Source organism: Oceanibaculum indicum P24, assembly GCF_000299935.1.
GTDB lineage: Bacteria > Pseudomonadota > Alphaproteobacteria > Oceanibaculales > Oceanibaculaceae > Oceanibaculum > Oceanibaculum indicum.
Genome location: NZ_AMRL01000001.1, coordinates 282,948 through 308,403 on the forward strand (window position 1 = coordinate 282,948; position 25,456 = coordinate 308,403).

23 protein-coding genes are annotated in these 25,456 nt (G+C 65.7%); 6 read left to right on the forward strand and 17 right to left on the reverse strand.

Annotated features, from left to right (window positions below):
- Positions 1 to 76: 76 nt before the first annotated feature.
- The 8 genes from P24_RS01290 to P24_RS01325 all read right to left on the reverse strand — a co-directional run bounded on the left by P24_RS01290 (position 77) and on the right by P24_RS01325 (position 9,636).
- Entirely contained in the window at positions 77 to 1,153 is a 1,077-nt protein-coding gene (locus P24_RS01290; protein ID WP_008942875.1) for a type 2 periplasmic-binding domain-containing protein, read from the reverse strand.
- Between the two features lie 146 nt (positions 1,154 to 1,299).
- Complete coding sequence (locus P24_RS01295; protein ID WP_008942876.1) at positions 1,300 to 2,064, reverse strand: SDR family NAD(P)-dependent oxidoreductase; 765 nt, start codon at positions 2,062 to 2,064, stop codon at positions 1,300 to 1,302.
- Between the two features lie 5 nt (positions 2,065 to 2,069).
- Complete coding sequence (locus tag P24_RS01300; protein WP_008942877.1) at positions 2,070 to 3,569, reverse strand: FAD-dependent oxidoreductase; 1,500 nt, start codon at positions 3,567 to 3,569, stop codon at positions 2,070 to 2,072.
- Between the two features lie 3 nt (positions 3,570 to 3,572).
- Positions 3,573 to 5,297 (reverse strand): NADH:flavin oxidoreductase, encoded by a 1,725-nt coding sequence (locus P24_RS01305; RefSeq protein ID WP_008942878.1) that lies wholly within the window; start codon positions 5,295 to 5,297, stop codon positions 3,573 to 3,575.
- Positions 5,298 to 5,309: 12 nt separating this feature from the next.
- Positions 5,310 to 6,275, reverse strand: coding sequence for a dihydrodipicolinate synthase family protein (locus P24_RS01310; protein ID WP_008942879.1), 966 nt, complete (start codon positions 6,273 to 6,275; stop codon positions 5,310 to 5,312).
- Between the two features lie 127 nt (positions 6,276 to 6,402).
- Entirely contained in the window at positions 6,403 to 7,200 is a 798-nt protein-coding gene (locus P24_RS01315; protein WP_008942880.1) for an alpha/beta fold hydrolase, read from the reverse strand.
- A gap of 12 nt (positions 7,201 to 7,212) precedes the next feature.
- Positions 7,213 to 8,412, reverse strand: a complete 1,200-nt coding sequence (locus P24_RS01320; RefSeq protein ID WP_008942881.1) for a CaiB/BaiF CoA transferase family protein — start codon at positions 8,410 to 8,412, stop codon at positions 7,213 to 7,215.
- A gap of 15 nt (positions 8,413 to 8,427) precedes the next feature.
- Positions 8,428 to 9,636, reverse strand: a complete 1,209-nt coding sequence (locus tag P24_RS01325; protein ID WP_040706183.1) for a CaiB/BaiF CoA transferase family protein — start codon at positions 9,634 to 9,636, stop codon at positions 8,428 to 8,430.
- A gap of 120 nt (positions 9,637 to 9,756) precedes the next feature.
- Here P24_RS01325 and P24_RS01330 point away from each other — a divergent pair, with 120 nt between their 5' ends.
- Positions 9,757 to 10,509 carry an SDR family oxidoreductase gene (locus P24_RS01330; RefSeq protein WP_008942883.1) on the forward strand — a complete coding sequence of 251 codons (753 nt, stop codon included), beginning with the start codon at positions 9,757 to 9,759 and terminating at the stop codon, positions 10,507 to 10,509.
- A gap of 9 nt (positions 10,510 to 10,518) precedes the next feature.
- Positions 10,519 to 11,292, forward strand: coding sequence for an enoyl-CoA hydratase-related protein (locus P24_RS01335; protein WP_008942884.1), 774 nt, complete (start codon positions 10,519 to 10,521; stop codon positions 11,290 to 11,292).
- A gap of 170 nt (positions 11,293 to 11,462) precedes the next feature.
- Here P24_RS01335 and P24_RS01340 read toward each other — a convergent pair whose 3' ends face one another.
- The 5 genes from P24_RS01340 to P24_RS01360 are packed head-to-tail and all read right to left on the reverse strand — an operon-like array spanning position 11,463 to position 16,274.
- The gene (locus P24_RS01340) at positions 11,463 to 11,915 is read right to left on the reverse strand and encodes a MaoC/PaaZ C-terminal domain-containing protein (protein ID WP_008942885.1); all 453 of its coding nucleotides are present in this window, start codon (positions 11,913 to 11,915) and stop codon (positions 11,463 to 11,465) included.
- 12 nt (positions 11,916 to 11,927) lie between these two features.
- Complete coding sequence (locus P24_RS01345) at positions 11,928 to 13,082, reverse strand: ABC transporter ATP-binding protein (protein ID WP_008942886.1); 1,155 nt, start codon at positions 13,080 to 13,082, stop codon at positions 11,928 to 11,930.
- Between the two features lie 39 nt (positions 13,083 to 13,121).
- Complete coding sequence (locus tag P24_RS01350) at positions 13,122 to 13,982, reverse strand: carbohydrate ABC transporter permease (protein WP_008942887.1); 861 nt, start codon at positions 13,980 to 13,982, stop codon at positions 13,122 to 13,124.
- Positions 13,979 to 14,947: a carbohydrate ABC transporter permease gene (locus P24_RS01355; RefSeq protein ID WP_008942888.1), complete on the reverse strand. Its 969-nt coding sequence runs from the start codon at positions 14,945 to 14,947 to the stop codon at positions 13,979 to 13,981. The genes P24_RS01350 and P24_RS01355 overlap by 4 nt, the downstream gene beginning before the upstream one ends.
- 16 nt (positions 14,948 to 14,963) lie before the next feature.
- Positions 14,964 to 16,274 carry an ABC transporter substrate-binding protein gene (locus P24_RS01360; RefSeq protein WP_202802335.1) on the reverse strand — a complete coding sequence of 437 codons (1,311 nt, stop codon included), beginning with the start codon at positions 16,272 to 16,274 and terminating at the stop codon, positions 14,964 to 14,966.
- Positions 16,275 to 16,658: 384 nt separating this feature from the next.
- On the opposite strand from P24_RS01360, the gene P24_RS01365 reads away from it, so the two are divergent.
- Entirely contained in the window at positions 16,659 to 17,699 is a 1,041-nt protein-coding gene (locus P24_RS01365; RefSeq protein ID WP_008942890.1) for a LacI family DNA-binding transcriptional regulator, read from the forward strand.
- A 5-nt stretch (positions 17,700 to 17,704) separates the two neighbouring features.
- On the opposite strand, the gene P24_RS01370 is transcribed toward P24_RS01365, so the two are convergent.
- Both P24_RS01370 and P24_RS01375 read right to left on the reverse strand, forming a co-directional pair.
- Positions 17,705 to 18,517, reverse strand: a complete 813-nt coding sequence (locus P24_RS01370; protein WP_008942891.1) for an NAD-dependent epimerase/dehydratase family protein — start codon at positions 18,515 to 18,517, stop codon at positions 17,705 to 17,707.
- Positions 18,518 to 18,543: 26 nt separating this feature from the next.
- Positions 18,544 to 19,692 carry a mandelate racemase/muconate lactonizing enzyme family protein gene (locus P24_RS01375; RefSeq protein WP_008942892.1) on the reverse strand — a complete coding sequence of 383 codons (1,149 nt, stop codon included), beginning with the start codon at positions 19,690 to 19,692 and terminating at the stop codon, positions 18,544 to 18,546.
- A gap of 205 nt (positions 19,693 to 19,897) precedes the next feature.
- On the opposite strand from P24_RS01375, the gene P24_RS01380 reads away from it, so the two are divergent.
- From P24_RS01380 to P24_RS01390, 3 genes are all read left to right on the forward strand, one after another.
- Positions 19,898 to 20,434 carry an RNA polymerase sigma factor gene (locus P24_RS01380; RefSeq protein WP_008942893.1) on the forward strand — a complete coding sequence of 179 codons (537 nt, stop codon included), beginning with the start codon at positions 19,898 to 19,900 and terminating at the stop codon, positions 20,432 to 20,434.
- Between the two features lie 79 nt (positions 20,435 to 20,513).
- Positions 20,514 to 21,476, forward strand: a complete 963-nt coding sequence (locus P24_RS01385; protein WP_008942894.1) for a FecR family protein — start codon at positions 20,514 to 20,516, stop codon at positions 21,474 to 21,476.
- A 115-nt stretch (positions 21,477 to 21,591) separates the two neighbouring features.
- Positions 21,592 to 24,096, forward strand: a complete 2,505-nt coding sequence (locus P24_RS01390; protein ID WP_202802336.1) for a TonB-dependent siderophore receptor — start codon at positions 21,592 to 21,594, stop codon at positions 24,094 to 24,096.
- Positions 24,097 to 24,194: 98 nt separating this feature from the next.
- Here P24_RS01390 and nthB read toward each other — a convergent pair whose 3' ends face one another.
- Both nthB and P24_RS01400 read right to left on the reverse strand, forming a co-directional pair.
- Positions 24,195 to 24,812 (reverse strand): nitrile hydratase subunit beta, encoded by a 618-nt coding sequence (gene nthB / locus P24_RS01395; protein WP_008942896.1) that lies wholly within the window; start codon positions 24,810 to 24,812, stop codon positions 24,195 to 24,197.
- Positions 24,813 to 24,828: 16 nt separating this feature from the next.
- Positions 24,829 to 25,431, reverse strand: coding sequence for a nitrile hydratase subunit alpha (locus tag P24_RS01400; RefSeq protein ID WP_008942897.1), 603 nt, complete (start codon positions 25,429 to 25,431; stop codon positions 24,829 to 24,831).
- Positions 25,432 to 25,456: the final 25 nt, after the last annotated feature.

Here is a 25,456-nt window from a genome sequence, read left to right on the forward strand (position 1 = left end):
GCATATGCCCCTCGGTGTCTGGTTGCGTCGAAGGGCGGGCGGCCAGCACCGCCCGCCCTGTAGCATGGGCTTCGGTTTACTGCTGCGTGATGCCGATCGGCAGACGGAACTTCGACCAGTTGGCGATGTCCTTCTGGAAGGCGCGCTGATGCTCATAGGCCTTCTTGAACCAGGCATTGCTGGCGGACTGCTTGTCCGCCCACTTGAAGGACGCTTCCTTGGCAGCGGCAATGAAGCTGGGGTCCAGCTGCACAAACTCGTTGCCACCCTGGCTGGTGAGGAACTTGTAGCCCTCGATGTCGTCCTTGCCGTAGCCGATGAAGGTTTCGTAGGTGGTCAGCTTGCCGGCCAGCTCGATCAGCCCCTTGTCCTTGTCGGACAGCTTGGCCCAGGCATCCTTGTTGAACATGCACTCATGCGCGCCCGATGGCTGATGGACGCCCGGCGTCACGATGTACTTGGCAATCTTGTGGAAACCGGCCGACATGTTGATGCCGGGCCCGCCCCACTCGATGCCGTCCACAACCTTGCGCTCCAGCGCCGGGAACACTTCCGAACCCGCCATGACGACGGTGGAGGCGCCCAGTTCGGTCGCGATCTCGGCCCAAGCGCCGGAGGTGCGGACCTTCATGCCCTTGTAGTCCTCCAGCGTGCGCACCGGCTTGTGCGAATGCATGAAGATTTCGGTTTCCAGAATGCCGCAGGGAACAACAACGACGTTCGAGACTTCCTGGCGCCATTGCTTCCACAGCTCCGCGCCGCCGGCATTGTAGAGCCAGAGCATGTATTCTTCCGGCGTCAGGCCGCCCGACCAGCCGCCGAAGATGACGCCTGTACGGTCGATGCCCCAGTCATAGGCGGGCCAGTTGTGGCCGACCTCGGCGACGCCACTCTGCACCGTCTCGGTGACTTTGAGCGCGCTGCCCAGGGTGCCGGCGGGGAACACGTTGATCTTCACCCGCCCATCGGTCATCTGGCCGACCAGCTCGGCGAAGCGCTTGGCGCCCAGATCAATCCAGTGGCCGCCGGCCCAGGGGGTGGCCATGCTCCACTCGACATTTTGCGCCTTGGCGGCCGGCACCAGGGAAATGCCGACAGCCAGAGCAGCGCCCGCGGCCAGGGTACGCAAACCTGCCTTTTTCCAGAACGTCATCGAATAGCCTCCTGCTGTTTGGGAATTATTTTGATGCCGGTTTCAGGGAACCGTTATGAAAAGACTAACTGACAAGTTTGTCAGGTGTCCATTCGGATACATAAGGAAGGGATAAAATTTCTCGCACTTGCGAAAAAGCCGCCCGGTCAGCTGGTCCAGAGGCCGCCGGTGATGTTGATCGACTGGCCGGTCATGTAGTCGGATTCGTCCGAGGCCAGGAAGCAGACCAGCCGGGCGACATCGTTCGGCAGGCCCAGCCGGCCCATCGGGATGGTATTCACCCGGTCCTTCGCCATCGGCAGGCCCAGTGCCTGATGCTGCGCTTCCGATTCGTCGCGCATCTTTGTCTCGACGATCAGGCCTGGGCAGACCGCATTCACGGTGATGCCGTGCGGCGCCATCTCCATCGCCAGGCTCTGCGTCACGCCGATGACCGCGAACTTGCTGGCGCAATAGGCGCTGTAATTGGCAATCGCCTTCTTGCCGAGCCAGGAGGCCATGTTGATGACCCGGCCCTGCTTGCGGGCCACCATACCGGGCAGCACCGCGCGGCAGGTCCAGAAGATGCCGTCCACATTCACGGCGAAGCTGTCGCGCCAGTCCTTCGGGTCCATCTCGGTCAACGCGCCGAGACGCAGGATGCCGGCGCTGTTCACCAGCACATCGACATGGCCCAGCGCCTTCACGAGCTGACCGGCCGCCGCCGTGACCGAGGCCTCGTCGGTGACGTCGCCGACCGCGATATGGGCGTCGCGGCCCAGCGCGCGTACCGCTGCCGCCGTCTCCTCCGATGGCTCGCGGTCCAGCAGGCCAATGTCGCAGCCTTCCCTGGCGAGGCGCAGGGCCGTGGCGCGGCCGATGCCATTGGCTGCCCCTGTGATAAGCGCCTTCCTGCCGGTGAGTTCGTACATGGCGGTCAGTCTTCCTTTGTTGTGACGGGGGATAAAAAAGCGGCATTGCGGCCGGCGATCCGGCCCGAGGCAAACGCCCAGCCCAGATGGTGGCCATGACCTTCGAGCAGCAGCCCGCCCTGGCCGGCGGAGCCGGCGGCAAACAGACCGGGGACCGGCTGTTCACCGGCACCGATGACGGCAAGGTCGGGGGTGACACGCAGGCCGCCTTCGGTGAAGACGACCCAGGGCCTGGCGGGGCCGAGCGCATAATAGGGACCGGCACCGAAGGCGGGCCGGCCCTTGCGGTCACCCGCATTATACTCGGCGACTGTCGCGGCCAAAGCCGCCGCGGACACACTGATCTTTACAGCCAGCGCCTCCAGCGTTTCCGCCTTGTGAGTGATGTCGCGGCGATTGCGGGCATAGTCCGGCAGATAGGCATAGGCGACGCCGGGCGCGGTGGAGACGTAATGCGGCCAGCCGACGAACTTCGCCGCCATCGCGCCATCCAGCAGGATGAAGGCGGTCTGGTCCGTCTGCTTCGCCATCGCATATTCAGGCTTCGCCAGCTCGTCACAGAAACGCTGGCCTTCCCGGTTCACCATGATCCCGCCCTCGCGGAACAGCCCGTACGAGGGAGCGAGGTAGGTAGTGACGAAGGACATCAGGAAGGGCCGCAGCAGGGATGCAGGCAACGCGTCCATCATCAGCTTCACCAGCCGGGCGAAGGCCGGAATCGGCGGAACCTTAATGATCCAGCTGGCGCGCGGCGGGGCAATGAAGCGGATTTCCGGCCCCCAGGCGAGATCGCCATTGGCGACGCTGGCGCCGATTTCCTCGCCCAGCTTCTGACCATCGCCTGTGCTGGTGGTGTTGATTGCCGGGATGCCGGCCATCTCCGGCGGCAGGTGTCGCCCCCGCAAGGCATCCTCGGCGGCGCTGATATCGCCGGTCGCCAGCACCAAGCCGCGCCGGGCACGGATGATCTCCTGCCCGCCCGGCCCCTCCACCTGCATGCCGACCGCGCGGCCATCCTCGATAATCAGACGGCGCACGGCGCATGAGGTGCGGATGATAACGCCCTCGCGCCGGCAATGGCGGGAGAGCTGGTGGATGAACGCGCCGGAGTGCGGCAGCACCTGATGCAGGCGCGGCACGCGGTGCGGTGGTTCCGGCACCGGCTTCATGAAGACAAGGCCCAGGTCTGTGAGAAAGCGCATGGTTTCCGGCATGGCATCGACCAGAATCCGGCGCAGCACCGGATTGTCGCGGTTGGCGCGGTCGCCATGGAATTTCGGCATGTCATCGAAATGCGCGTCGGGCTCGTCCTCGATGCCGGCCTGCCGCTGCTGCAGCGTGGCGCTGGCGCAGATCGAACCGACCGACATGCCGGACGTGCCGCCCAGCTTCGGGTTCTTCTCGATGAGCACGACCGCGCGGCCCAGCCGTGCTGCCGACAGGGCGGCCATCAGCCCGGTACCGCCGCCGCCCGCCACCAGCACATCCGTCTCGCTGACCCGCATCGCCTATACCCTCTCGTCCAGCGCCGCCGGATCGCCCAGCAGGGCGGCGGCAAAGGCGCTCTGTATCGCTGGCATTGCCTTGCCGGCCCGGCGGGCATCACCGATCACCTCGATTTTCTGGCCGGGCCGCACCGGGAACCGGTTGCCGGTTCCGTATCGGGCGCGGTGATAGAACCAGTCGCGGAGGCCCGGCCGGGTCATTAGCCTAGCGAGGCCCGGCCATTTGCCGGCCCCGGCACGCAGCAGGGCAGGAACAGCGAGGCCAAGACCATGGCGGTAGGCGGCACCCGTCGCCACGACGATGCGGTCGAAACCGTCCAGAAGGGCGGGGTCATTTGTGACATCGGTGCCGGTGCGAATGACGACTCCCTTGTCGCGGCAGGCGCGTTCCAGCGCCGCGATATAGGCCCGGAAGCTGCCTTCGCGGGTCTCCACCTCCTGGAATTTCGGCGCGAGACCGGCCAGCCGGAAGCTGCCGCCCAGCTGATCGCCGCGCTCGAACAAGGTCACCTGATTGTCTTCCGCGACCAGCGAGGCGTAGCTAAGGCCGGCTGGCCCGCCGCCGACCACCGCGATCTTCTCACCGCCCGGCGGCCGTCCGTTGGCAAACAGCAGCTCCCGCCCGACCGTCGGGTTCACTAGGCAATGCAGCCTGCCGCCGCCGCGCATGCCATCGACGCAGCTGTTGCAGGCGAGGCAGCGCCGCACAGCCTTGCCCTCCTTCGCCTTGCTCACCCAGTCGGGATCGGCCAGCAGCGGGCGGCCCAGCGCGATGAAATCCACTTCGCCGGACGCCACCGCCTGCCGCGCCAGATCGGGATCGCCCAGATTGCCGACCGCGATCACCGGTACATTGACCACCCGCCTGATCTTCCGCGCGAAATCGAGGAACGGTGCCTCGCCCATCCACATCGGCGGGATCATCCGCGCGGCGGAGGGAAGCGAGCGGTAATGCCCAGCCGAGACATGGATGGCGTCGGCCCCAGCCTCGGCGGCCCAGACCGCGATCTGGAACCCGTCCTTGAAGGGCAACCCTTCCGGGAAATAATCCTCCACCGTCAGCCGATAGATCACGCCGATCCCCGGCGCCTCCGCCTTGATCCGCCGTGTGATCTCCAGCCCGAAGCGCGCCCGGTTCTCCAGGCTGCCGCCATATTCGTCGGTGCGGATATTCTCGGCGGGCGTGTGGAACTGCGAGATCAGATAGCCATGCGAGGCATGGATCTCCACGCAGTCGAAACCGGCACGCCTTGCCCGGTCGGCGGCTTCGACATAGGCGCGGATAGTCTGTTCGATGCGCGCCTTCGTCATCGCCTCCGGCACGATGGTCTCCATCGTGATCTCCAGCACCGGATGCGGCACGGCGGAGGGCGCAATCGGCGTCTCGCCGCAGATATCCTTGCGGGTGTGGCCGCCGCCATGGCCAAGCTGGATGCTGGCGGCGGAGCCTTCCTCATGGATCATCGCAACCAGCCGGCTCAGGCCCGGCAGGAACCGGTCGTCATAGAGGCCAAGCTCGTGGAAGCGGTGCCGCCCGGCCTTTTCCGGCGCCGCCATCTCCACGGTGATGAGGCCGACGCCGCCGCGTGCGCGGGCCCGGTAATAGGCCATGCCGTCCTCGGTGACGAAACCCTGCGCATCGGCGGCGCGGGTCGTCATCGAGGCCATCACGACACGGTTGGGGAGCGTCGCCGGGCCGATCCGGCCCGGCGCGAACAGGTCGGCCATGGTCGGGGCGCCTTACTCGGCGGCGAGCGGCATTGCCCCGTCGCGGCCGATGCCGGCCTGATTCAGCGCCGCGCGCAGGCGCGACAGCTCGCCCGCCGACAGCTTCATCAGCGGCGGGCGCATCACCGCCTTCTCCACCCGGTCCAGCATCACCAGGCATTCCTTCATGCGGTTGTGCATGTCGAGGAAGGGCGGAGAATAGAAGGCCTGCGCCAGCGGATAGATGCGGTCGTTGATCGCCTGCGCCTTCGCCAGATCCTTGGCCTGCACCGCCTCGAACAGCGCCACCTGAAGATCGGGGATCACGCTGCCGGCACCGGACAGCAGCCCGCCGGCGCCCATGGTCAGCGAGGCCATCAGCCAGGAGGAATGGGTGGTCAGCACCGTCACCGGGCGCGGCAGCTTCTGGAAGGTGCGGATGTGCTTCTCATGCAGCATCGCATCGTTCGACCAGTCCTTGATCGCCTTGATCGAGGGCACTTCCTCGAACAGCTTCAGCAGCGTCTCGAACGGATAGCCGAGGCCCGTGCCCATCGGATACTGGAACAGGATGATCGGCAGGTCGGTGGCATCGGCGATCATCCTGAAATGCGCGAGGGCCATCTCCGGCCGCAGCTGGCCGCCCATGGTCATGCTCTGCGGCGGAAACACCAGCAGGCAGGAGGCGCCGGCCTCGTCCGCCATCTTCGCAAGGCGCGCGGCTTCGTGGCTGCCATCGGCATAGATGCCGTTGATCAGCGGAATACGGTCGCCCATCTCGTCCAGGCAGAATTCCAGGATGCGCTTCTGCTCGTCGAAGGTGCAGGCATGCACTTCCGAGGCGTGGCCGTTCACCGTGACGGCGGCAAGGCCGGGCGTCGCCGCGACATGCGCGTTATGGCGGCGGGATTCCTTCTCGTTGATCGAATAATCGTCGTTCAGCGCCAGCAGGGTCGCCGGAATCACGCCCTTCGGCTGGAAGTCCTTGAAGCGTCGCATCTTTTCCTCCCATTCGATGACGGGGCGCCGGTCGTGGCGGCGCCGTCTCCCATATCAGTATGCCATGATACTGACTTATGTGTAAGTCGGGAGCCGGCACATTCCGTCATGGGCCTTCGCGCTGACGTCATACCGGCCCATCCACCACCCGGCCGATGAAATCGCGGATCACCGACAGCACTGCCTCCGGTGCCTCCAGATGGGGAACATGGCCGCAACCGGGCAACAGCAGGGTTTCCACCGGGCCGGAGACGCCGGCACGGATCGCCTCCAGCTGGGCCGGGCTGCCATGCGCATCCTCCGCCCCCTGCATGGCCAGCACCGGGCAGCGTATGTCCCGCAGATCGTCCAGCATCGACCAGGCCCGCATGGTGGGCCGGGTCCAGACATCCAGCCAGCCGCGCACCAGCCGTTCCGTACGGTCGCCATGATGCCGGGCGAGCCGCGCGAGGAATTCCGGGTCGTCCTGCCAGCGCGCCTTTACGCTGGCTAGCCCAGCCTGGGTCGCGGGCTCCAGCATCACATGCGCGGCCAGCGTCACGCAGGCGACGGGACGGGCGGGAAAGATCGAGGCGAAATAGAGTGCGATGGTGCCGCCATCGCTGTGCCCGACCAGAAGCGGCTTTTTGATACCGCAGGCGGCCAGCAGTTCGGGCAGCGCCCATTCCGCCGCGATCTTCAGGAAATCGTCCGGGCGCGGCAATTCCAGAGGCTCGGAGCCACCATGGCCATAGCGGTCATAGACCAGCCCCGGCAGGCCGGTCGCGGCGCACAGATTGGCCGGGAAACCACGCCATTGCGTGATGCTGCCCAGCCCTTCATGCAGGAACACCAGCACCGGCCGTTCGGGATCAAACGTCCCCAGCCGGCGCAGGCGAAGCCGGCGGCTGCCCGCGATCAGATACTCATAGGCATCGTCATTCATCAGGTCCTGCCATCAGCCCTCGCCCAGCAGCGCCGCCCCCTCGGCGGCCATGGCGCGAATATCATCCGCCGAATAGCCCAGCTCCGCCAGAATTTCGGCGCTCTGCGCGCCCAGCTTCTGCGGCGGCAGGCGTACCTCCGCCGTCTCGCCATCATAGCGCACCGGATGGTTGACCAGCGTGACCGGGCTGCCGGTCGCGCCCTCGACGGTGACGAAGCTGCCATTGTGCTTCACCTGCGGGTCGGCGGCGACCTCCGCATAGCCGTTCACGCGCGAGAACCAGATCTTCTTCGGCTCCAGCAGCGCCGCCCAGTCCGCATAGGGGCGGGTGGGGAAGAGCTGGTCCAGCAGGGCGGCCACCTCCTCCCGCCGCGCAAAAGCTTCCGCGTCCGGGATGGCGGCAATCTCGGCGCTGCCCATCGCCTCGCCCAGCCCCTTCAGGCTGGCCAGCGAGATGGCGATGTGTCCGTCCTGCACCGGATAGATGCCGTAGGGTGCTGCATAGTACCAGCCGCCGATGCGGTGCGGCGGCGTGACGTCGTGGGGGCGGTCGGCATTCAGGAAGTTGATGAAGGACTCCATCTGCAAATCGATGGCCGCGGACAGCAGGTTCACATCGACGCGGCAGCCCTTGCCGGTGCGGGTGCGGCGCAGCAGCGCGCCAAGAATGCCCATCGCCAGCAGAGCCGCGCCATGATGATCGGCGACCGATACGCCGACCGCGCGCGGGCCGGTCGTCGCCTCGCCGGTGATCGCGGCCAGCCCGCTCATCGCCTGGATCAGCAGGTCCTGCCCCGGCTTCTCGGCATAGGGGCCGTCTGGCCCGTAGCCGGAAGCGGCGGCGTAGATCAGCCCCGGATTGGCTTTTTTCAGCGCCTCGTAGCCCAGTCCCAGCTTCTCCATCACGCCGGGGCGGAAATTCTCACACACGACATCGGCGCTCTCGGCCAGCTTGCGCGCGGCCTCCCGGCCCTTCTCCGACTTCAGGTCGAGGGCGATGGAGCGCTTGTTGCGGTTGCCGGTCAGGAACAGCGACGCCTGGCCATCCACGAACACGCCGACCCCGCCGCCGAACTGGCGCTGAAAGGCGCCTTCCAGCGGCTCGACAGAGATCACGTCCGCACCCATGTCGGCCAGCGCCTGCATGGAGACCGGCCCCAGCAGGAAATGGTTGAAGCTGACGATCTTCACGCCATCCAGCAGATCGAGCATCGCTCTGTCCTCTCCCTATTCCGCCGCCCTGGTGCCACCACCGGGCATATCCGCCGTTGGCGCGAACACCGCCCCTTCGTCCAGCAGCGCCGCCACCTCCTCCGCCGCGAAACCCGCTTCCTCCAACACGGACCGGCTGTGCGCGCCAGGCTGCAGGGCAAAGCCGGTGAAGCCCGGCAGCTTGCCGTCATAGCGCAGCGGGTGGTTGACCAGCGTGACGGTGACGCCGTTCACATCGACATCGCGGAAGGTCTCGTTGTGGAGGAGCTGCGGGTTGCGGCGCAGATCGTCGAAATCCTCGACGCGCGCGAACCACAGCCGGTGCGCCTCCAGCTTCGCCGCGATCTCCGCATAGGTCAGCGGCGCCAACACCTCCGCCACTGCCGCGATATAGGCGTCACGCCCGTCATAGGCGTTGCGGCCGATAAAGGCGCGCAGGGCCGCGCTGTCCAACGCCTCGGCCAGCTTGTCGGGCGGGTTCAGCGACAGCACCATATGGCCGTCAGCAATCTGATAGACGCCATAGGGCGCCTCATGGAACCAGGTCGCCAGCCGTTCATCGCGATCCAGCGCGGCGCGGCCCCGGTTGCTGGCGTAATAGGTCACCAGCGATTCACTCTGCAGATCGACCCCGGCGGCCAGCAGATTGGCCTCGACATGGGTGCCCTCCCCGGTCTTCAGAAATTTCGCATAGGCGCCAACGATACCCAATGCCAGCAGTGCCGCCCCATGCTGGTCAGCCGCGGCACAGCCCACCGCCGTCGGGCCGCGCCGCCCGCCGGTGCCGGCGATCAGGCCACTCATCGCCTGGATCAGCAGGTCCTGCCCCGGCCGACTGGCATAGGGGCCGGTGGTTCCGAACCCCGACGCCGAGGCATAGATGATGTCCGGCTTTTCCGACTTTACCGCCGCATAGCCGAACCCCAGCCGGTCCAGCGTGCCGGGACGGAAATTCTCCACCACCGCATGGCTCTGCCGGATCAGCCGATAGACCACCTCCTTCGCCTTCGGATGCTTCAGATCGATGGCCAGGCTGCGGGCGTCGCGGTTGGCCGACAGGAAGAAGGCGCTGACACCGCCGGCCTTGGCGCGGTCCGCGCCGGCCCAGTGGCGCTCATAGGCGCCCTGCGGCGGTTCGATCTTCACCACCTCCGCCCCCATGTCGGACAGGTACTGTGTGGCTGCCGGCCCCTGCAGGAAATGGCAGAAGCTGACGATTTTCATGCCGTTCAGAAGCACAGCTCAGACCTTTCTGATTCCGGGAAGAAAACGCTTACATGCAAGTCAGCCATTGCTAGACTGCCTGAAAATCCAATGGGCTGAAAATCCAACGGGGAGGACGCGATGACCGCCACAACATCCCATCTCGACGGCAAGGTCGCCCTGGTCACCGGCGCGGGCGCCGGCATCGGCCGGGCCACCGCCCTGGCACTGGCCGGTCGCGGTGTGAAGGTAATCTGCGCCGGCCGCACCGAGGCCAGCCTGCGCAAGGTTGCCGACGCCTGCGGCAGTACGGCTCATGTGCTGACACTGGATGTCGGCGACCCGGCCAGCGTCGCCGGACTGCTGGACCGGCTGCCTGACGAATTTCGCGCCATCGACATCCTTGTGAACAATGCCGGGCATGACAGCGGCGGGCGCCAGCGCTTCGATACCGGCCGCATCGAGGATTGGGCCAGCATCATCGACACCAACGTCACCGGCATGATGCGGGTGTGCCACGCCATCCTGCCGGGCATGGTGCAGCGCGGCAGCGGTCATGTTGTAAATATCGGCTCCACCTCGGCCTTCCGCTCCTATCCCGGCGGCAGCGCCTACACCACCTCCAAGGCTGCCGTGCATATGTTCTGCGAAGGGCTGCAGCAGGATTACCGCGACAGCAACATCCGCATCACCGAGATCCTGCCCGGACTGACCCGCACCGATTTCGCTGCCACACGGGTGGGCGGCGATCCTGTCAAAGGCAAAGCCTATTACGATGCCGCCCCGATGACGCTGGACCCGGGCGATATCGCGCGCGGCATTCTCTACGCGCTGGACCAGCCGCCACACTGCACGGTCTCGCAGCTCGTCATCACCCCGACCCAGGAACCCTGAGGCCCCGTCATGAGCGATCTCGTCCTCTCCACCCTCGATTCGAACGGCGTGTTGCATCTGCGGCTGAACCGGCCCGAAGCGCGCAACGCGCTGAGTCGCCCGCTGATATCGGCGCTGGCCGGTGCGCTCAGAGCCGCCGCCACCGACGAGACGGTGCGCGTCGTGCTGCTGTCCGGCGGCGAGAAGCAGTTCTGCGCCGGTGCCGACATCAAGGAATTCGTCGCCGAGGGCGGTGCCGTGCTGGAAGACCGGCAGCGCATCGAGAACTGGGCCGCCATCGAAGCCTTCCCGAAGCCGATGATCGCGGCGGTCGAGGGCTATGCCTTTGGCGGCGGCTTCGAGCTGGCGCTGCTGGCCGACTTCATCATCGCGGCGGACAATGCCCGCTTCGGCTTTCCGGAGATCAATCTCGGCCTGTTCCCCGGCGATGGTGGCACCCAGCGCGCCGCACGCACCGCCGGCAAGGCGCTTGCCATGAAGCTCATCCTGACCGGGGAGCCGATCGACGCCGCAACCGCGCTGGATGCCGGGCTGGTGGCCGAACTGGTGCCCGCTGGCGATGCCGAGGCGCGTGCCGGGGCGCTGGCGGCGCTGATCGCGGCCAAGCCGCCGATTGCGCTGCGTCTCGCCAAGGCGTCGATACTGGCCGCGTTCGAAGTACCGCTGGCCGCCGGCCTGTTGCAGGAACGCCAGCTGATCGCCCGTGCCTTCGCCACCGAGGACCGGCTGGAGGGCGTCACCGCCTTCAAGGAGAAGCGCCCGCCGGTTTTTCGCGGACGGTGAAGAGGGGGCCGTTGAAACTCTGGAAAAAAGAGGCCTCCCCCCGCCCGGCACCAAAGCACCAGACAGGGGGAGCAGGGAGGCAAAGCTGCCGCCAGGGTTGGTGGCCGCGGAATACGCAACAGGGGCGTACAAAGACATGGACCCGGCCATGATACGGCAGCTTCGCAGGGTCACTCCGCCGCCTTGGCGGCGTTAGCGACCCATTTCAGAATATGGTTTCCGACCGCCACCAGCTCCCCGTCCTGGTTGGTGATCGAAATGTCGGAGGTGGAGCGGCGGCGCGCCGCATCGACGGCGGCGATGCGATAGACCACGGTGATAGTATCGCCGATGAACACCGGCGCCAGGAAGCGGATGCGGTCATAGCCAAGCGATACCGCCGTCTCCTCCCCGCCGGTGCTGCCGGCAAGGTCGATCATCATGGTCGAGGCGGTGGACATGAAGCCCACCATCAGCGCGCCATGGGCGATGCGCCGCCCATAGCTCGACTTGCGCATGAATTCCTCGTTCACGTGGTTGCCGGACAGATCGCCGGTGATGCCGGCGAAAAGATAGACATCGCTTTCCCCCACGGTCTTGGAAAAGCGTACCTCGTCGCCCGGCTTCACATAGAAGTCGCCCATCGACTGCCTCCCTCAGGACACATGCCGCAGCGGTGCCGCCTGCCCGCCGGACCCGCCGCTGCCGGCCGACCAGAGCACCGGCCCGTTATCGCCCGCCGCGAACAGATGCACACGGTCGATGGCGATGGAGAACCGCCCGGCATCGCCGCCGCGCAGATGCAGGTCGGGATCGACGCCGGCCGCCATGACCGAATGATCGCCGATCCGCACCTCGACCAGCTGCTGCGCGCCCAGCTGTTCGGTCAGCACGATGCTGCCGTCCAGCCGGATCACCGAGTCACCGCTTTCCTCGCCCAGCACCAGATGTTCGGGGCGCATGCCCATCACCAGCTTCTGGCCCTTCTGGCCGGCCAGTGCGGCCGACATGGCGTCGGGCAGGCGGATATCCGGGCCAAAGCCGGAGAGGGCAAGCCCGCCCTTGGCCTCCGTCACCGTGACCTCGACGAAATTCATCGCCGGAGAGCCGAGGAAGCCGGCAACGAAGCGGTTTGCCGGCGTGCGGTAGAGCTGCAACGGCGTGCCGATCTGCTGCACCAGCCCGTCCTTCATCACGACGATACGGTCGCCCAGCGTCATCGCCTCCACCTGGTCATGGGTGACATAGATCGAGGTGGTGGCGACGCGGGTGCGCAGCTCCTTCAGCTCGATGCGCATCTGCGCGCGCAGCTTGGCGTCAAGGTTGGACAGCGGTTCATCGAACAGGAACACCGCCGGGTTGCGCACGATGCAGCGGCCCAGTGCCACGCGCTGCTGCTGGCCGCCTGACAGCTGCTTGGGCTTGCGGCCCATAAGCGGCTCGATGCCGAGAATGGCGGCCGCCCGGTCGATCTCCTTGCGGATATCGGCCTCCGGCACCTTCCGGTTGCGCAGGCCGAAGGCCAGATTGTCGTACACCGTCATATGCTGGTAGAGCGCGTAGTTCTGGAACACCATGGCGATGTCCCGGTCGCGCGGCGGCAGGTCGTTGACCACACGGCCGCCAATCTCGATGATGCCGCCGCTGATTTCCTCCAGCCCGGCGACCATGCGGAGCGTGGTGGACTTGCCGCAGCCGGACGGGCCGACCAGCACGACGAATTCCTCGTCGGCGACGGTGAGGTCCACATCGTGCACGGCATGCACCGGGCCGTAGCGCTTGTTGACCTGGGTAAGCTTTACTTCTGCCATTTCGCGTTATCCGCTTTTCTGGGTTGTTTTGAGAGCGCGTCAGACCTTCAGGCCGCGCACCACGTATTTCTGTCCGAAGACCGCGACGATCAGCGCCGGCACCATCGCCATCGCGGCGGTGGCGCTCATCAGGTTCCACTCGGTGCCCAGCTCGCTGACGAACTGCGCCATCACCACCGTGATCATCGGCGTGTTGTGGCTGGTCAGGATCAGCGCGAACAGGAACTCGTTCCAGGTCCACAGCCAGCACAGGATGCTCAAGGCCGCGATGCCCGGCATGGCCGCCGGCAGTGCCACCCGCACGAAGGCGCCCCAGCGGGTGCAGCCATCGATCAGCGCCGCCGATTCCATCGACGGGTCGATGCCGTCGAAGAAGCCCTTCATCAGCCAGGAGAAGAAGCAGATATGCACGGCGATGTGCGGCAGCAGCAGGCCGAGATAGCTGTCGAAGATGCCCCACCACTGGGTCACGAAATACAGCGGCAGCACCCAGGTGATGTAGGGCACGGTGCGGAAGATGTAGATCGTCCCGAACCAGGCATTGGCCAGCTTGCCGGTGAAGCGCGACAGCATGTAGCCGCTGGTCACCGTCACCGCCAGCGACAGCACGGTGGCCAGGGTGGCGATGATGAAGCTGTTGATGAAGGCATGGACCACCACCTCCTGCTCCAGCACCTCGGCATAGTTGGCCAGCGTGAATTCCAGCCCGCGATGCACGTAATAGACGCCCCAGGCCGGCCGCAGCGAGGTGAGGATCAGCCAGAACACAGGAAAGGCGAACAGCAGCAGCACGGCAGCGACGCATAGCAGGAAGAATACCCGCTTACCGCCGGGCGCCAGCGCGTCCAGGAAGCTGCCGCGCTTTGGCGTGGTGTAGCCGGTATCGGTGGCAACGCTCATCGCGACACCTCCATGAAACGGTTGAGCAGCTTGTAGAGGCCCCAGCCCAGCAGGCCGATGATGACCGCGCCGACCATCGCGGCGGCGGTGCCGCGCCCGAAATTCAGGAACACGAAGGCCTCGGTATAGGCGTAGATGCTGAACACCTCGGTCTGGCGGGCCGGGCCGCCGCCGGTGATGACCCACACCTGGTCGAAGGTTCTGAAACAGTCGATGGAGCGGATGACGATGCACACCGCCATCACCGGCCGCAGCATCGGCAAGGTTACATGGGTGAACACCCGCCACTTGCCGGCCGCATCGATGGCGGCGGCCTCGTAGGGCTCCTTCGGCAGGCTGCGCAGCCCGGCCAGCAGGATGATGGTGAACCAGGGCGCCCACAGCCAGACATCGGCAAAGACGATGATGGCGAAGCTGGGCCAGCGGTCGGACAGCCAGGCGATCGGGCCGAAGCCCAGCCCTTCCCAGACCGCCGCGACCACGCCGAACTGGTCGTTGAAAATCCAGCGCATCATCATCGAGGCGATCACCGGCGCCACCATCAGCGGCAACAGGATCACCGTCTGCACCACGGCATGGCCGAAGAAATGACGGTTCAGCAGATGGGCCAGCGCCAGCCCGATCATCAGGCCGATGCTGACGGAGCAGAACATCAGCAGCAGCGTGTTGGGCAGCACCAGATACAGGAAATTCGGATCGGTCAGAATATAGGCGTAATGCTCGAAGCCGACCCAGGTCCGCTGCGGGTCATAGAGCGCCCAGTCGCGGAAGCTGGCATTGGCGCCGATCAGGATCGGCAGCACCTGGAACAGCAGGAGCATGATGCCCGAAGGGGCGAGCAGCAGCAGGCTAAAGCGGGTCTTTTCGTCGAACAGCGCCCGCTTGCGGCCACGCCCTCCGGTGCCGGGTGTCCCCGGGGCATTGCGCCCCGGGGTCCCGTCTAGGGTGTGATTGTCTATCGCCATTGTTTCCGGGCCGTGGTTACTGGCCGGCGTTGGCGGCCTGATGGACCTTGTCCATGCCAGCCTCCAGACCCTTGGCGATATCCTCACGCTTGCCCTTCAGAATGCCGATCATGACATCCGAATAGGCCTTGTGGACGGCTGGCCAGGCCGGGAAGTAATAGGCCGAGTGGGTGCCGACATTCTGGTCGAACACCGCGTTCTTCAACTGGGCGAAGACCGGGTCCTTCTTTTCCAGCGCCGCCCAGGCGTCCAGGCTCGGGGGCGGACCACCGGTCTCTTCCCACATCTTCATCTGCCCCTCGACGTCGGTCAGCATGGCACCCAGGATTTCCTTGGCCGCCTTCTGCCGTTCCGCCGGCACGCCCTTGGGAATGCCCCAGCCCCAGATCTCGTTCCAGGCGAAGGGCTTGTCGGAACGCGGGCCCATCGGCTGCGGCGCCATGCCGACCTTGCCGGCGATGCGCGACTTCTTCGGATTGTTGAAATCGCCGAAATGCGTGGAATCGACCAGCGTGAAGGCAGCGTCGCCGGCCATGAAGATGGCGTTCGCCTCGTCACGCGTGTAGGTGGTCATCGCCTCCGGGCTGATCTTGTGGGTGTGCAGCGCATCCCACCAGAACTCCACATATTCCTTGGTGCAGGGCTCGGTCAGCGCTGGCGTCCAGCCGGCCGCGGCCAGCTTCTTGTTGTCGCGCTCCCACAACGGCTTGAAGATGTCGCACTTGTTGCCCCACATGGTCCACCACAGGGAGAACCAGGTGTTGTTCATGGCCATGCCGCCGACATAGCCCCACTTCACCTTGCCTTCCTTCTGCAGCCGCTGGCCGACCTTTACCAGCTCGTCCCAGGTAGTGGGGACTTCTTCCGGCTTCACCAGATCGGTGCGGTAGAAGAAGGTGCCGACCGTATGGGCCGCCGGTACCGCGCTGACCTTGCCATCCTCGTCATAGAAGGCATCGAGCGGATGCTTGGCGACGCGGTCCATGCCCGGCACATCGTCCATGCGGGCAACCCATTTGATCCAGAGCTGGCCCCAGTCGTCATTGTGCCAGATGATGTCGAACTGGTCGTTTCCAGAGGTGAGCGTGGCGGTGACCTTCTCCTGGAAGATGGAGTAGGCCATCGGGATCTTGACCAGCTTGATCCCCTTCTTCGTCGCCCATTTGTCCATGATGGACACGCTGGCCTCTAGGATCGGGTTCTTCATGTAACCGATCTTCAGCTCCTTCACCTCAGCCCTCGCCGGGGCCGCGGAGAAGGCTGTCAGGGCAACAGCGCCGACCGCCAAGGCGGATAGCGTGCCCTTCAGCATCTTTCCTACCGACATGTGGTTCCTCCCTTAGGATCCGTTGAATGCGGCTTGTTCCGCGCTTTTGCGGCTCCGCACCTGCAACGCCCGGCTGTTCTGAGTCTGTGGGCGCCGTCGTTCCGGGGGCGCTTGTCCGGTCCCGTCCCTTGCGGGTATCTGCCGGAGATTTTTTGTAAGCGCTTACAGAAACGCTAGAAGATGATTGCGCGTGCTGTCAAGCGCACGCATGACATTTTCCTAAATAAGAAATTTTCGACCTTCCGAGACAAGCCTCCAGGACTCCCTGTCTGCGCCATTCCTGGACAGAAAGCCTTGTCGCAGCGCACAAAAAAGTCGCCTCAAACCGTCCCTTGCGCTAGATTGGCAAGAGCAATTAGGACATGGAAAGCGCTTACGGATTGCATGGCCCAGCTTAGCGATGTTGCGAAACGCGCCGGCGTTTCAACCGCCTCCGTCTCCCGCGTGCTGAACCACCCGGACAAGGTGAGTGCCCGCATCCGCGAGAAGGTCACCCAGGCGATGGAGGAACTGGGCTATGTGCGCGACGGCGCTGCCCGGGCGCTGGCCTCGCGGCGTTCCTACTCCATCGGCTCGGTGGTGCCGACCATCGGTATCGGCATCTTCGCCAGCGGCGTGGAACGGCTGCAGCAACGGCTGAAGGAATATGGCTACCAGCTGCTGATCGCCACCACCCAATATGACGCCACGAAGGAGCTGGAAGCCGTGCGCGCCCTGCTGGAACGCGGCGTGGACGGGGTACAGCTGGTTGGCCAGCAGCACGATCCGCGCGTCTATGCCCTGCTGAAGGGGCGCGGCATCCCCTATGTGAACACCTACCAGTACGACGCCGAGAACGAGCATCCCTCAATCGGCTTCGACAATTACCGCAGCGCCTGGGACCTGATGCGCCATCTGATGGAGCTGGGGCACCGCAATGTCGGCATCATCACCAGCCCGACGCGGCTGAATGACCGCATCTCAGCGCGCCTCGACGGCATGCTGGCCTGCCTGAAATCCTATGGCATCGACCAGCCCTCCAGCCGGGTCATCGAGGTGGCGCACAAGCTGGCCGACGGGCGCAGTGCGACCCGCGCGCTGATGCGCAGCCACCCTGAGCTGACGGCGATCTGCGGCACCGCCGACGCGCTGGCCATCGGCGCGCTGTTCGAGTTGCGCACCATGGGCATATCGGTGCCGGGCGAGGTCTCGGTCGCCGGCTATGACGATCTGGAGATTGTGCGCCATCTCGACCCCACCCTCACCACCGTGCATGTGCCGGTGGAGGAGATCGGCATGCGCGTCGCCGACTATCTGCTGGGCTGCATCGAGGGCCGCGCCATGCCGATGAAGACGGAACTGGAAGCCACGCTGGTCCTGCGCGACTCGACCGCGCGGGTGCGCACTGCCATGACAGTGGCCAGAAGCGCCGCGGGACAGTCCTAGGGCGCCTAGCCGATCTTCGCTAGGTCGCCGTCGAACTCCATGGCGCAATATTCGCCGCCATGGAACAGGCGCTCGGTCAGCGGCTCGTCCTCCGGCTGCATCGCCACCAGTATTTCCGCCGCATACTCCTCCGCATTATCCTGCGGCCGGTAGCCGATGCGCGCGGCCAGACTGTCGTGCCACTTGTTGCGGCTGTTGGCCGACACGCCATAGATGATCTCGAAATGGATGCCCGCCGCCCGCAGGCAGACATCGACCAGATGCACGCAATCGCGGTGGCTGAGCCAGGTGTTCAGCATGCGCACATTCTTCGGCTTCGGCTGGAAGGAGCCGATGCGCAGATTGATGATCTCCATGCCATGCTTGTCGGCATAGAGCCGGCCCATCGCCTCGCCGAACACCTTGGAGACGCCATAGCGGCCATCAGGCCGCGGCGGCACGGTCTCATCGATGTGCCGGCCGCGCGGATGAAAGCCGATCGTGTGGTTGGAGCTGGCGAAGACGATGCGCTTCACCCCCTGCCGTCGGGCCGCCTCATAGGTGTTGTGGAGGCCGATGATGTTGTTGGCGAGGATAGGCTCCCAGGGCTGCTCGACCGGGGTGCCGGCCAGATGCACCACCGCATCGACATCCTTCATCGCCGCTTCCAGCCCGGCGAGGTCGGCGAGGTCGAGGCCTTCCACCACCTCCTCGCCCTTCTGCGCCGGACCGAGCGCCGCCCGGTCCGTCACCCGCACGACCGGATAGCGGCCGCGCAGCCCCTCGCGCAGCACATTTCCGATAGCGCCGGCGGCGCCGGTGATCAGGATGCGGTGCATGTCTTCCTCCTTCGGTAGCGTGTTCCTCAAGCGGCCCGGGCGCTGTTATGGCCGACGCTGACCCAGCCGCTGCCGTACTTTGCCACCGCCTGCTCGTCGAAATCGAAGCCGATGCCGGGGGCGTCCGGCAGTTTCAGATTGCCCTTGTCGAATTCCAGCTGCCTTCCGACCAGACGACGGAAATTCAGCACCTGATCGTCGAGGAAGAACTCCACGAACTGCCCGTTCGAGGAAGAGGCCACCAGATGCACATGCAGGTCGTGGAACCAGTGCGGGCAGATCTTCACGCCATAGCCAGCTGCAAGCGCGGCGATGCGGCGGAACTCGCTGATGCCGCCGCAGACCAGCGCATCAGTCTGCAGGATGCCGGCACCGCCCTTCTCCAGCAGCTCCTTGTGCCGCCAGCGGCCATATTCGATCTCGCCGGTCGCCACGGTGACCGGGGTACGCGCCGCCAGCCTTGCATGATTGTCGATGTCGTCCGGGCTGAACGGCTCCTCGATCCAGTAGGGATCGTAGGGCTCGTACCGGCGCATGTATTCCAGTGCCGTCGGCAGGTCTTCCCAGGCATTGTTGGCGTCCAGCATCAGCAGGATATCCTCGCCGATGGCCTCGCGCGCGGCGGCGATGCGCTTTTCCTCGCCCGCCGGATCGAGCCGACCAACCTTGATCTTCACCGCCTTGAAGCCCTTGGCGACATAGCCCGCCACCTCCTCGCCCAGCATGGCCGGAGTCTTGCCGTCCAGGTAATAGCCGCCGCTGGCATAGGCCGGCACGCTCTTGTCCGCCGACCCGCCGAGATACTGCCAGAGCGGCATGCCGGCGGCGCGCGCATTGCGGTCCCAGATCGCCACGTCGATGGCCGACAGCGCGCGCATGACCGTGCCCATGCGGCCCTGCAGCAGCGATTCTTGGTACATGTCCTTCCAGATCTTCTCGACCGTCAGCGGGTCCTTGCCGACCACGATGGGGCCCAGCAGCTCCTCCACCGCGATCTGCCCCAGCCGCCCGGCGGCGCTGCCGACATAGCAGAAGCCCAGCCCCTCCACCCCGTCGTCAGTGCGCACCTTCACCAGCAGGTAATGCCGGTCATGCACCATGCGGGTGGAAAAGGCCGTCGCCTTGTCCAGCGGGACGCGGGCAACGGTGCAGGAAACCTGCTCGATCTTGCTCATGGGACCTCCCTCATCTGCGATCCCGGCCTTCTGGGGGACCGAATTTGTAAACGCTTACATCGCTACGCCATAGGGCGTTGGCTTGTCAACCGGGGGGCTGGATGCCATCGCGTTTCATGCCAGCCTGCCGCTTTTGTTTGCGAGCGATTCGCATATGCACTACGCTGCCGGGATCGTCACACGACCCTGAACATCCCCTCGGCTCATGACAGATTCCGGGCTGCTGCAGGCCTATCGCGACCATGAATGGGAATTGCTGCGCTTCCTTGCCCGGCGGCTGGGCTCGCCGGCAACGGCGGCGGACATCGCGCATGACCTCTATGTGAAGCTGCTGGGCGAACCGGAGCTGCCGCAGATTCGCGACAGCAAGGCCTATCTGTTCGGCATGGCGGCCAATCTGGCGACCGATCATCTGCGGGTGGAGCGCCGGCGTGGCGAAATCCTGGCGGAGATCGACGGGCTGGTCTGGCGCCGCCGCGACGAGATGACGCCCGAACGGCATGCGTTGGCCCGCGCCGAACTGGCTTTCCTCGCCACGGAAATCGCCGGACTGCCGCCGCGCTGCCGCGAAATCTTCCGCCTGCACCGCTATGAGGGGCTGACGCAGCCGCAAATTGCCGACCGGCTGGGGGTCGGCATCACCACGGTTTACAAAGACCTGAAGCTGGCGCTGGAAACCATGCTGCGCGCCCGGCAACGCTTCCGCGCAACCGCGCCACAAGATAAAGGCCACCGGAAATGACGGCCCCGCTCGTCTATTCTGTGAACACCAGCCCGACACGCCCTTCATCGCCCCTTCGATGCCAGCCAGAGTGACTGCCTTGTCCCAGCCGATATCGCCCGATCCCGTCGAGCAGGCCGCACAGGACTGGTTCCTGCGGCTGACCGCCGGCGATATGGACACGGCAGATCTGCAAAGCTTCCGTGACTGGCGGCAGGCCGATCCCCGGCATGAGGCGGCCTTCCGGGAGGTGCGCGCGCTGTGGAACGATCTCGACCCGCTGGAGCCGGCTTTTGCACCGGCAGCCAACGAGACGGCGACCCATCGCATCCGCCCGCGCCTGTTCCGGCCCGGCGCCGTGGCCGCGGTTACTGCGCTCGCCGCCTGCCTGCTGCTGTTCGTGGCCACGACACCCGACCTGCTGCTGATGATCGAGGCGGATTACCGGACAGATCGCGGCGAACAGGCGAGCGTGACCCTGCCGGACGGCACGGTTGCGCATCTGAACACTGGCAGCGCGCTGGATGTCCGCTACAGCGATGGCCGGCGCGAGGTCGCCCTGCTGACCGGCGAGGCGTGGTTCGACGTCGCCAGGGACACGGAGCGCCCGTTCAGCGTGCTGGCGCTGGGCGGCAACAGCACGGCGGTCGGCACCGCCTATGCCGTGCGCGACAGGGACGGCATCGCCACCGTGACGGTGACGGAGGGCACGGTCCGGGTCACCCCCGGCAAGGGCGGAGACGGCCAGCTGCTCCACGCCGGCCAGCGCATCGCCTATCGCGCGGATGGCGGTATCGGTCCGATGGAGCGCGTGGACATGGACGCCGCCACCGCTTGGCGCCGCGGCATGATCCTGCTGCGGGATCGCCCCTTCACCGAGGCGCTGGAGGAAATCGGCCGCTATCATCCAGGCCGTATCCTGCTGCTGGGCGACGAGACGAAGCTGGGCCGGGTCACGGCCCGCCTGTCGCTCGGCGCGCTCGACAGCGGCATCGACGCGCTGGCCGCCACCCACGGCCTCTCTGTCATCCGGCTGACCGACTATCTGGTCATCCTGCGCTGAGCGCAAAAAAATCTAAAAATCCGCACCGGTTTTCCCGCGCCCGCTCGCTCTATGCATAGACGACACGCGAATGCGTTGCATTCCTATTATCTGAATTGTCGAAGGGGAACGATCGATGCGGGGCGAGATTTCTAATCCGAAGGCCGGCAAGGCTATGCCGGGACGACACCGGAAGCTGGCGCAGGCACTATTGGCTGGCACGATGCTGAGCACGCTGGCCATCGCCGGTGCTGCCAGCGCCACCCAGCCGGCCAGTGCCCAGCAAGTCGCCCAGGCGGAAGCCGTGCATGACTTCGCCATCGCGCCGCAGCCGCTGGCCGGGGCGCTGGACCGCTTCGCCGAGCGGACCGGCCTGTCCTTCGCCTATCGCTCCGATGCCGTCGCCGGCCTCTCCTCCCCCGGCGTGAGCGGCAGCTTCACCGCGACCGAAGGGCTGCGCCGCCTGCTGGCCGGCACCGGCACTGCCTTCCAGTTCACCGGCGCCAGCACGGTGACGATCACCCGGCCGCAGGCGCAAGGCGCGGTGACGCTGGATACCGTCGCTGTCGAAGGCCGCCGTGCACCGGAGACCGCCACAGGCCCGGTCGAGGGCTATGTCGCGACGCGTAGCGCCACCGGCACCAAGACCGACACGCCGCTGATCGAGACGCCGCAGGCGATCAATGTCGTCACCCGCGACCAGATGGAGGCGCAGGGCTCCACCACCGTGACCGAAAGCCTGCGCTACACGCCGGGCGTCATCGCGCAGTACGGCAACAACGATGTCCGGCACGACTGGCTGACGGTGCGCGGCTTCACGCCAGGGCGCTATCTGGACGGGCTGCGCCTGCCGTTCGGCGCGCGCGGCTATTCCCAGCCCCGGATCGAGCCCTTCGGGCTGGAGCGTGTCGAGGTGCTGAAGGGCCCGGCCTCGCTGCTCTACGGGCAGGGCAATCCCGGCGGCATCGTGAACATGGTGAAGAAGCGCCCGACCGAGGAGGAGGTCCGCGAAATCGAGCTGCAGACCGGTAGCTTCGACCGCATGCAGGCCGGCATCGATCTCGGCGGCAAGGCCAATGAGGAGGGCACGCTGCTCTACCGCATGGTGGCGCTGGGCCGGAAATCGGACACCCAGTTCAACTATGTCGAGGAGGAGAAGACCTATGTCGCCCCCTCGCTGACCTGGCTGGCCGGCGAGGACACGAAGATCACCTTCTTCGGCGAATATCAGGAGATCGACGCCCCGGGCGGCGGCGGCGCGCCGGCCCTGCCGGCGGTCGGCACGCTGTATCCCGGCAGCCAGGGCACGCTGCCGCGCGAGACCTTCGTGGGCGAGCCGGGCTATGACCATTTCAACAACAAGCAGTGGTTCGTCGGCTACGAGCTGGATCACCGCATCGACGACACCTGGTCGCTGCGCCAGAATCTGCGCTATGGCGATGTCGATACCGACAGCCAGCGCGTGCAGGCCTATTGCGCAACCACGCCCTGCGATCCCTCCATGCTCGGCCGCTATGCCTGGGCCTTTCCGGAAAGTGCGCGGATGCTGACCGTGGACAATCAGGCGGTGGCCGATTTCCGCACCGGCAGCGTGGCCCACAAGGCGCTGGTCGGCTTCGATTATTCCTATGAGGACAGCACCTTCGAGGAATCGCAGCTGACCTTCCTGACCACCCCGTTCGATGCCTATAACCCGACCTACGGGGTACCGGTCAGCCGGCCTGGCACCGGCATGCGGATCGACCAGGAACGCCGGCAGATCGGCCTTTACCTACAGGACCAGATGAAGATCGACCGGCTGACCCTGGTGCTCGGCGGGCGCTATGACATGGCCGATACGGATACCCGCACCCAGACCGCGACATCCGATGCCAGCGTGGCACAGGATGACCGGGCCTTCACCGGCCGCGTCGGCGCGGTTTACAATTTCGACAATGGGCTGGCCCCCTATGCCAGCTATTCGACCTCCTTCCAGCCGGCCAGCGGCACCGACAGCAGCGGCAGCGCCTTCGACCCGACCGAGGGCGAGCAGTTCGAGGTCGGCGTGAAGTACCAGCCCACGGGCGGGCGCAGCTTCGTCACCCTGTCGGTCTATCAGCTGACGCAGCAAAATGTGCTGACCCCCGATCCCGCCAACACGCGCTTCAACACCCAGACCGGCGAAGTGCGGATGCGCGGGCTGGAGCTGGAGGGCAAGGCGCAGCTGACCAGCGGCCTGTCGCTGATCGCCTCCTACGCCTATACCGACAGCGAGATCACCAAGGCCAACGCCAACGCGTCAGGCGTCAGCACCGAGGGCAATCGCCTTGCCTTCGTGCCGGAGCATCAGGCCGCCGCCTGGCTGGACTATGAAGTATCGTCCGGCCCGCTGGATGGTCTCGGCTTCGGGGCCGGCGCACGCTATATCGGCCAGACCTACGGGGACAATGCGAATAATTACGACGTTCCGGGCTACACGCTGGTCGATGCCGGCATCCGCTACGACCTCGGCAAGCTGGGCGCGTCGCTGGAGGGCGTAACGGTGGCGCTGGATGCCAGCAACCTGTTCGACAAGGACTATGTCGCAACCTGCCTGTCCGCCACCGGCTGCTATATGGGCGTGGGCCGGACGGTCTATGCGACGCTGAAATACAGCTGGTAAGCAGCACCCGGACAGCAAAAGGGCCGGTGCGGATGGCAGGAAGCCACCGCATCGGCCCTTACTGTTGTACGCCGATGTTCCGGCTTAATGCTCCGCGATTATTCCGCCGGATCCAGGTAGCTCTCGAAGACGCCGACATGCACGGTCGCGGGATCGGCGGCCTGCGGCCACAGCTCCTGCGAGTCGAACGCGACATCGTAGGTCGGCTCATCCTGGGACTGGAGATTGTGCGCGGCGGCATCCGGAAACGGATAGGCCGGCGTAATGCCGACGACGACACCGCACTTGCCGCGAATATAGCCCGGCATGCGGACATGGCCCGACACGAACTCGTTCTTCACCCGGACCCTGTCACCGACAGCGAAGGTCTGGCGCGGCTCTGCGTTCGGCCGCCCCTCGGCGCTGGGCAGGGCCAGCGGGAAGGCCCCGCCCGCCAGCTTCTCCAGCTCTTCCCGCGTGACGACACCCTTCTCGACGCAAAGCGTGGCAAAGCCGGTCAGCGACCGTTCGTAGTAACAGGCCGACAGGTAATGGCGCGGGTCCATCCGTTCGATGGCATGGCGGTATTCGTCCATGTTCATGATACCGAGGCGCACCCCCAGCCCGTAGAGGGCGTTCGCCCGCGGCTCCCACGGCGCCTTGAACACCGCCCGACCTTCCGCATAGCGCACCGGGCCGAAGCCCTGCTTCCCGCCCAGATCATGCACGCCGTCCATCCGTCTCTCCTCCGGCTCAGCGGTAAAGGGCCTCAAGACGCGACACGCCGATCATGGAATCCTTGGTCACGATCTCGCGCAGCTTGTCTTCCGGCCAGCCGATGGTCTCCTCCGGCTGTACCGGCAGGACCATGTAGCGGGTATCCGTGGTCGTATCCCAGACCTTGATGTCGATCTCATAGGGGAGGTCCAGCCCCATCTCACGCAGAACGGTGCGCGACTGGCGCACCAGGCGGGAGCGGTACTCGAAATCCTTGTACCAGCCCGGCGGCAGCCCGATGATGGTGAAGGCGGTACAGGAACACAGCGTGCAGCAGATCACATTCTGCAGCGTCGGGGTGTTCTCCAGCACGACCAGATGCTTGTGGTGGGGCGGCATGGCGAGGCCAAGTTCCGTAACAGCGGCCTTGCCGTTCTCAAGCAGCCGGCGCTTGAAATCGGCATCGGTCCAAGCCCGGGCGACCACCTTTGCGCCGTTCTCCGGCACCCAGTTCTCCTCGGCATTGTGGACGACGGCGTCCACATCCTCGGTACGGACGAGATTGCGTTCGACGAAAGCCTGCTCCAGTGCCGCGACGCGCCGTTCGACCGGCGCTGCTCTCTGATCGGTGGAAGCCATGGGTCCTGACCTCTGACGGGAATGA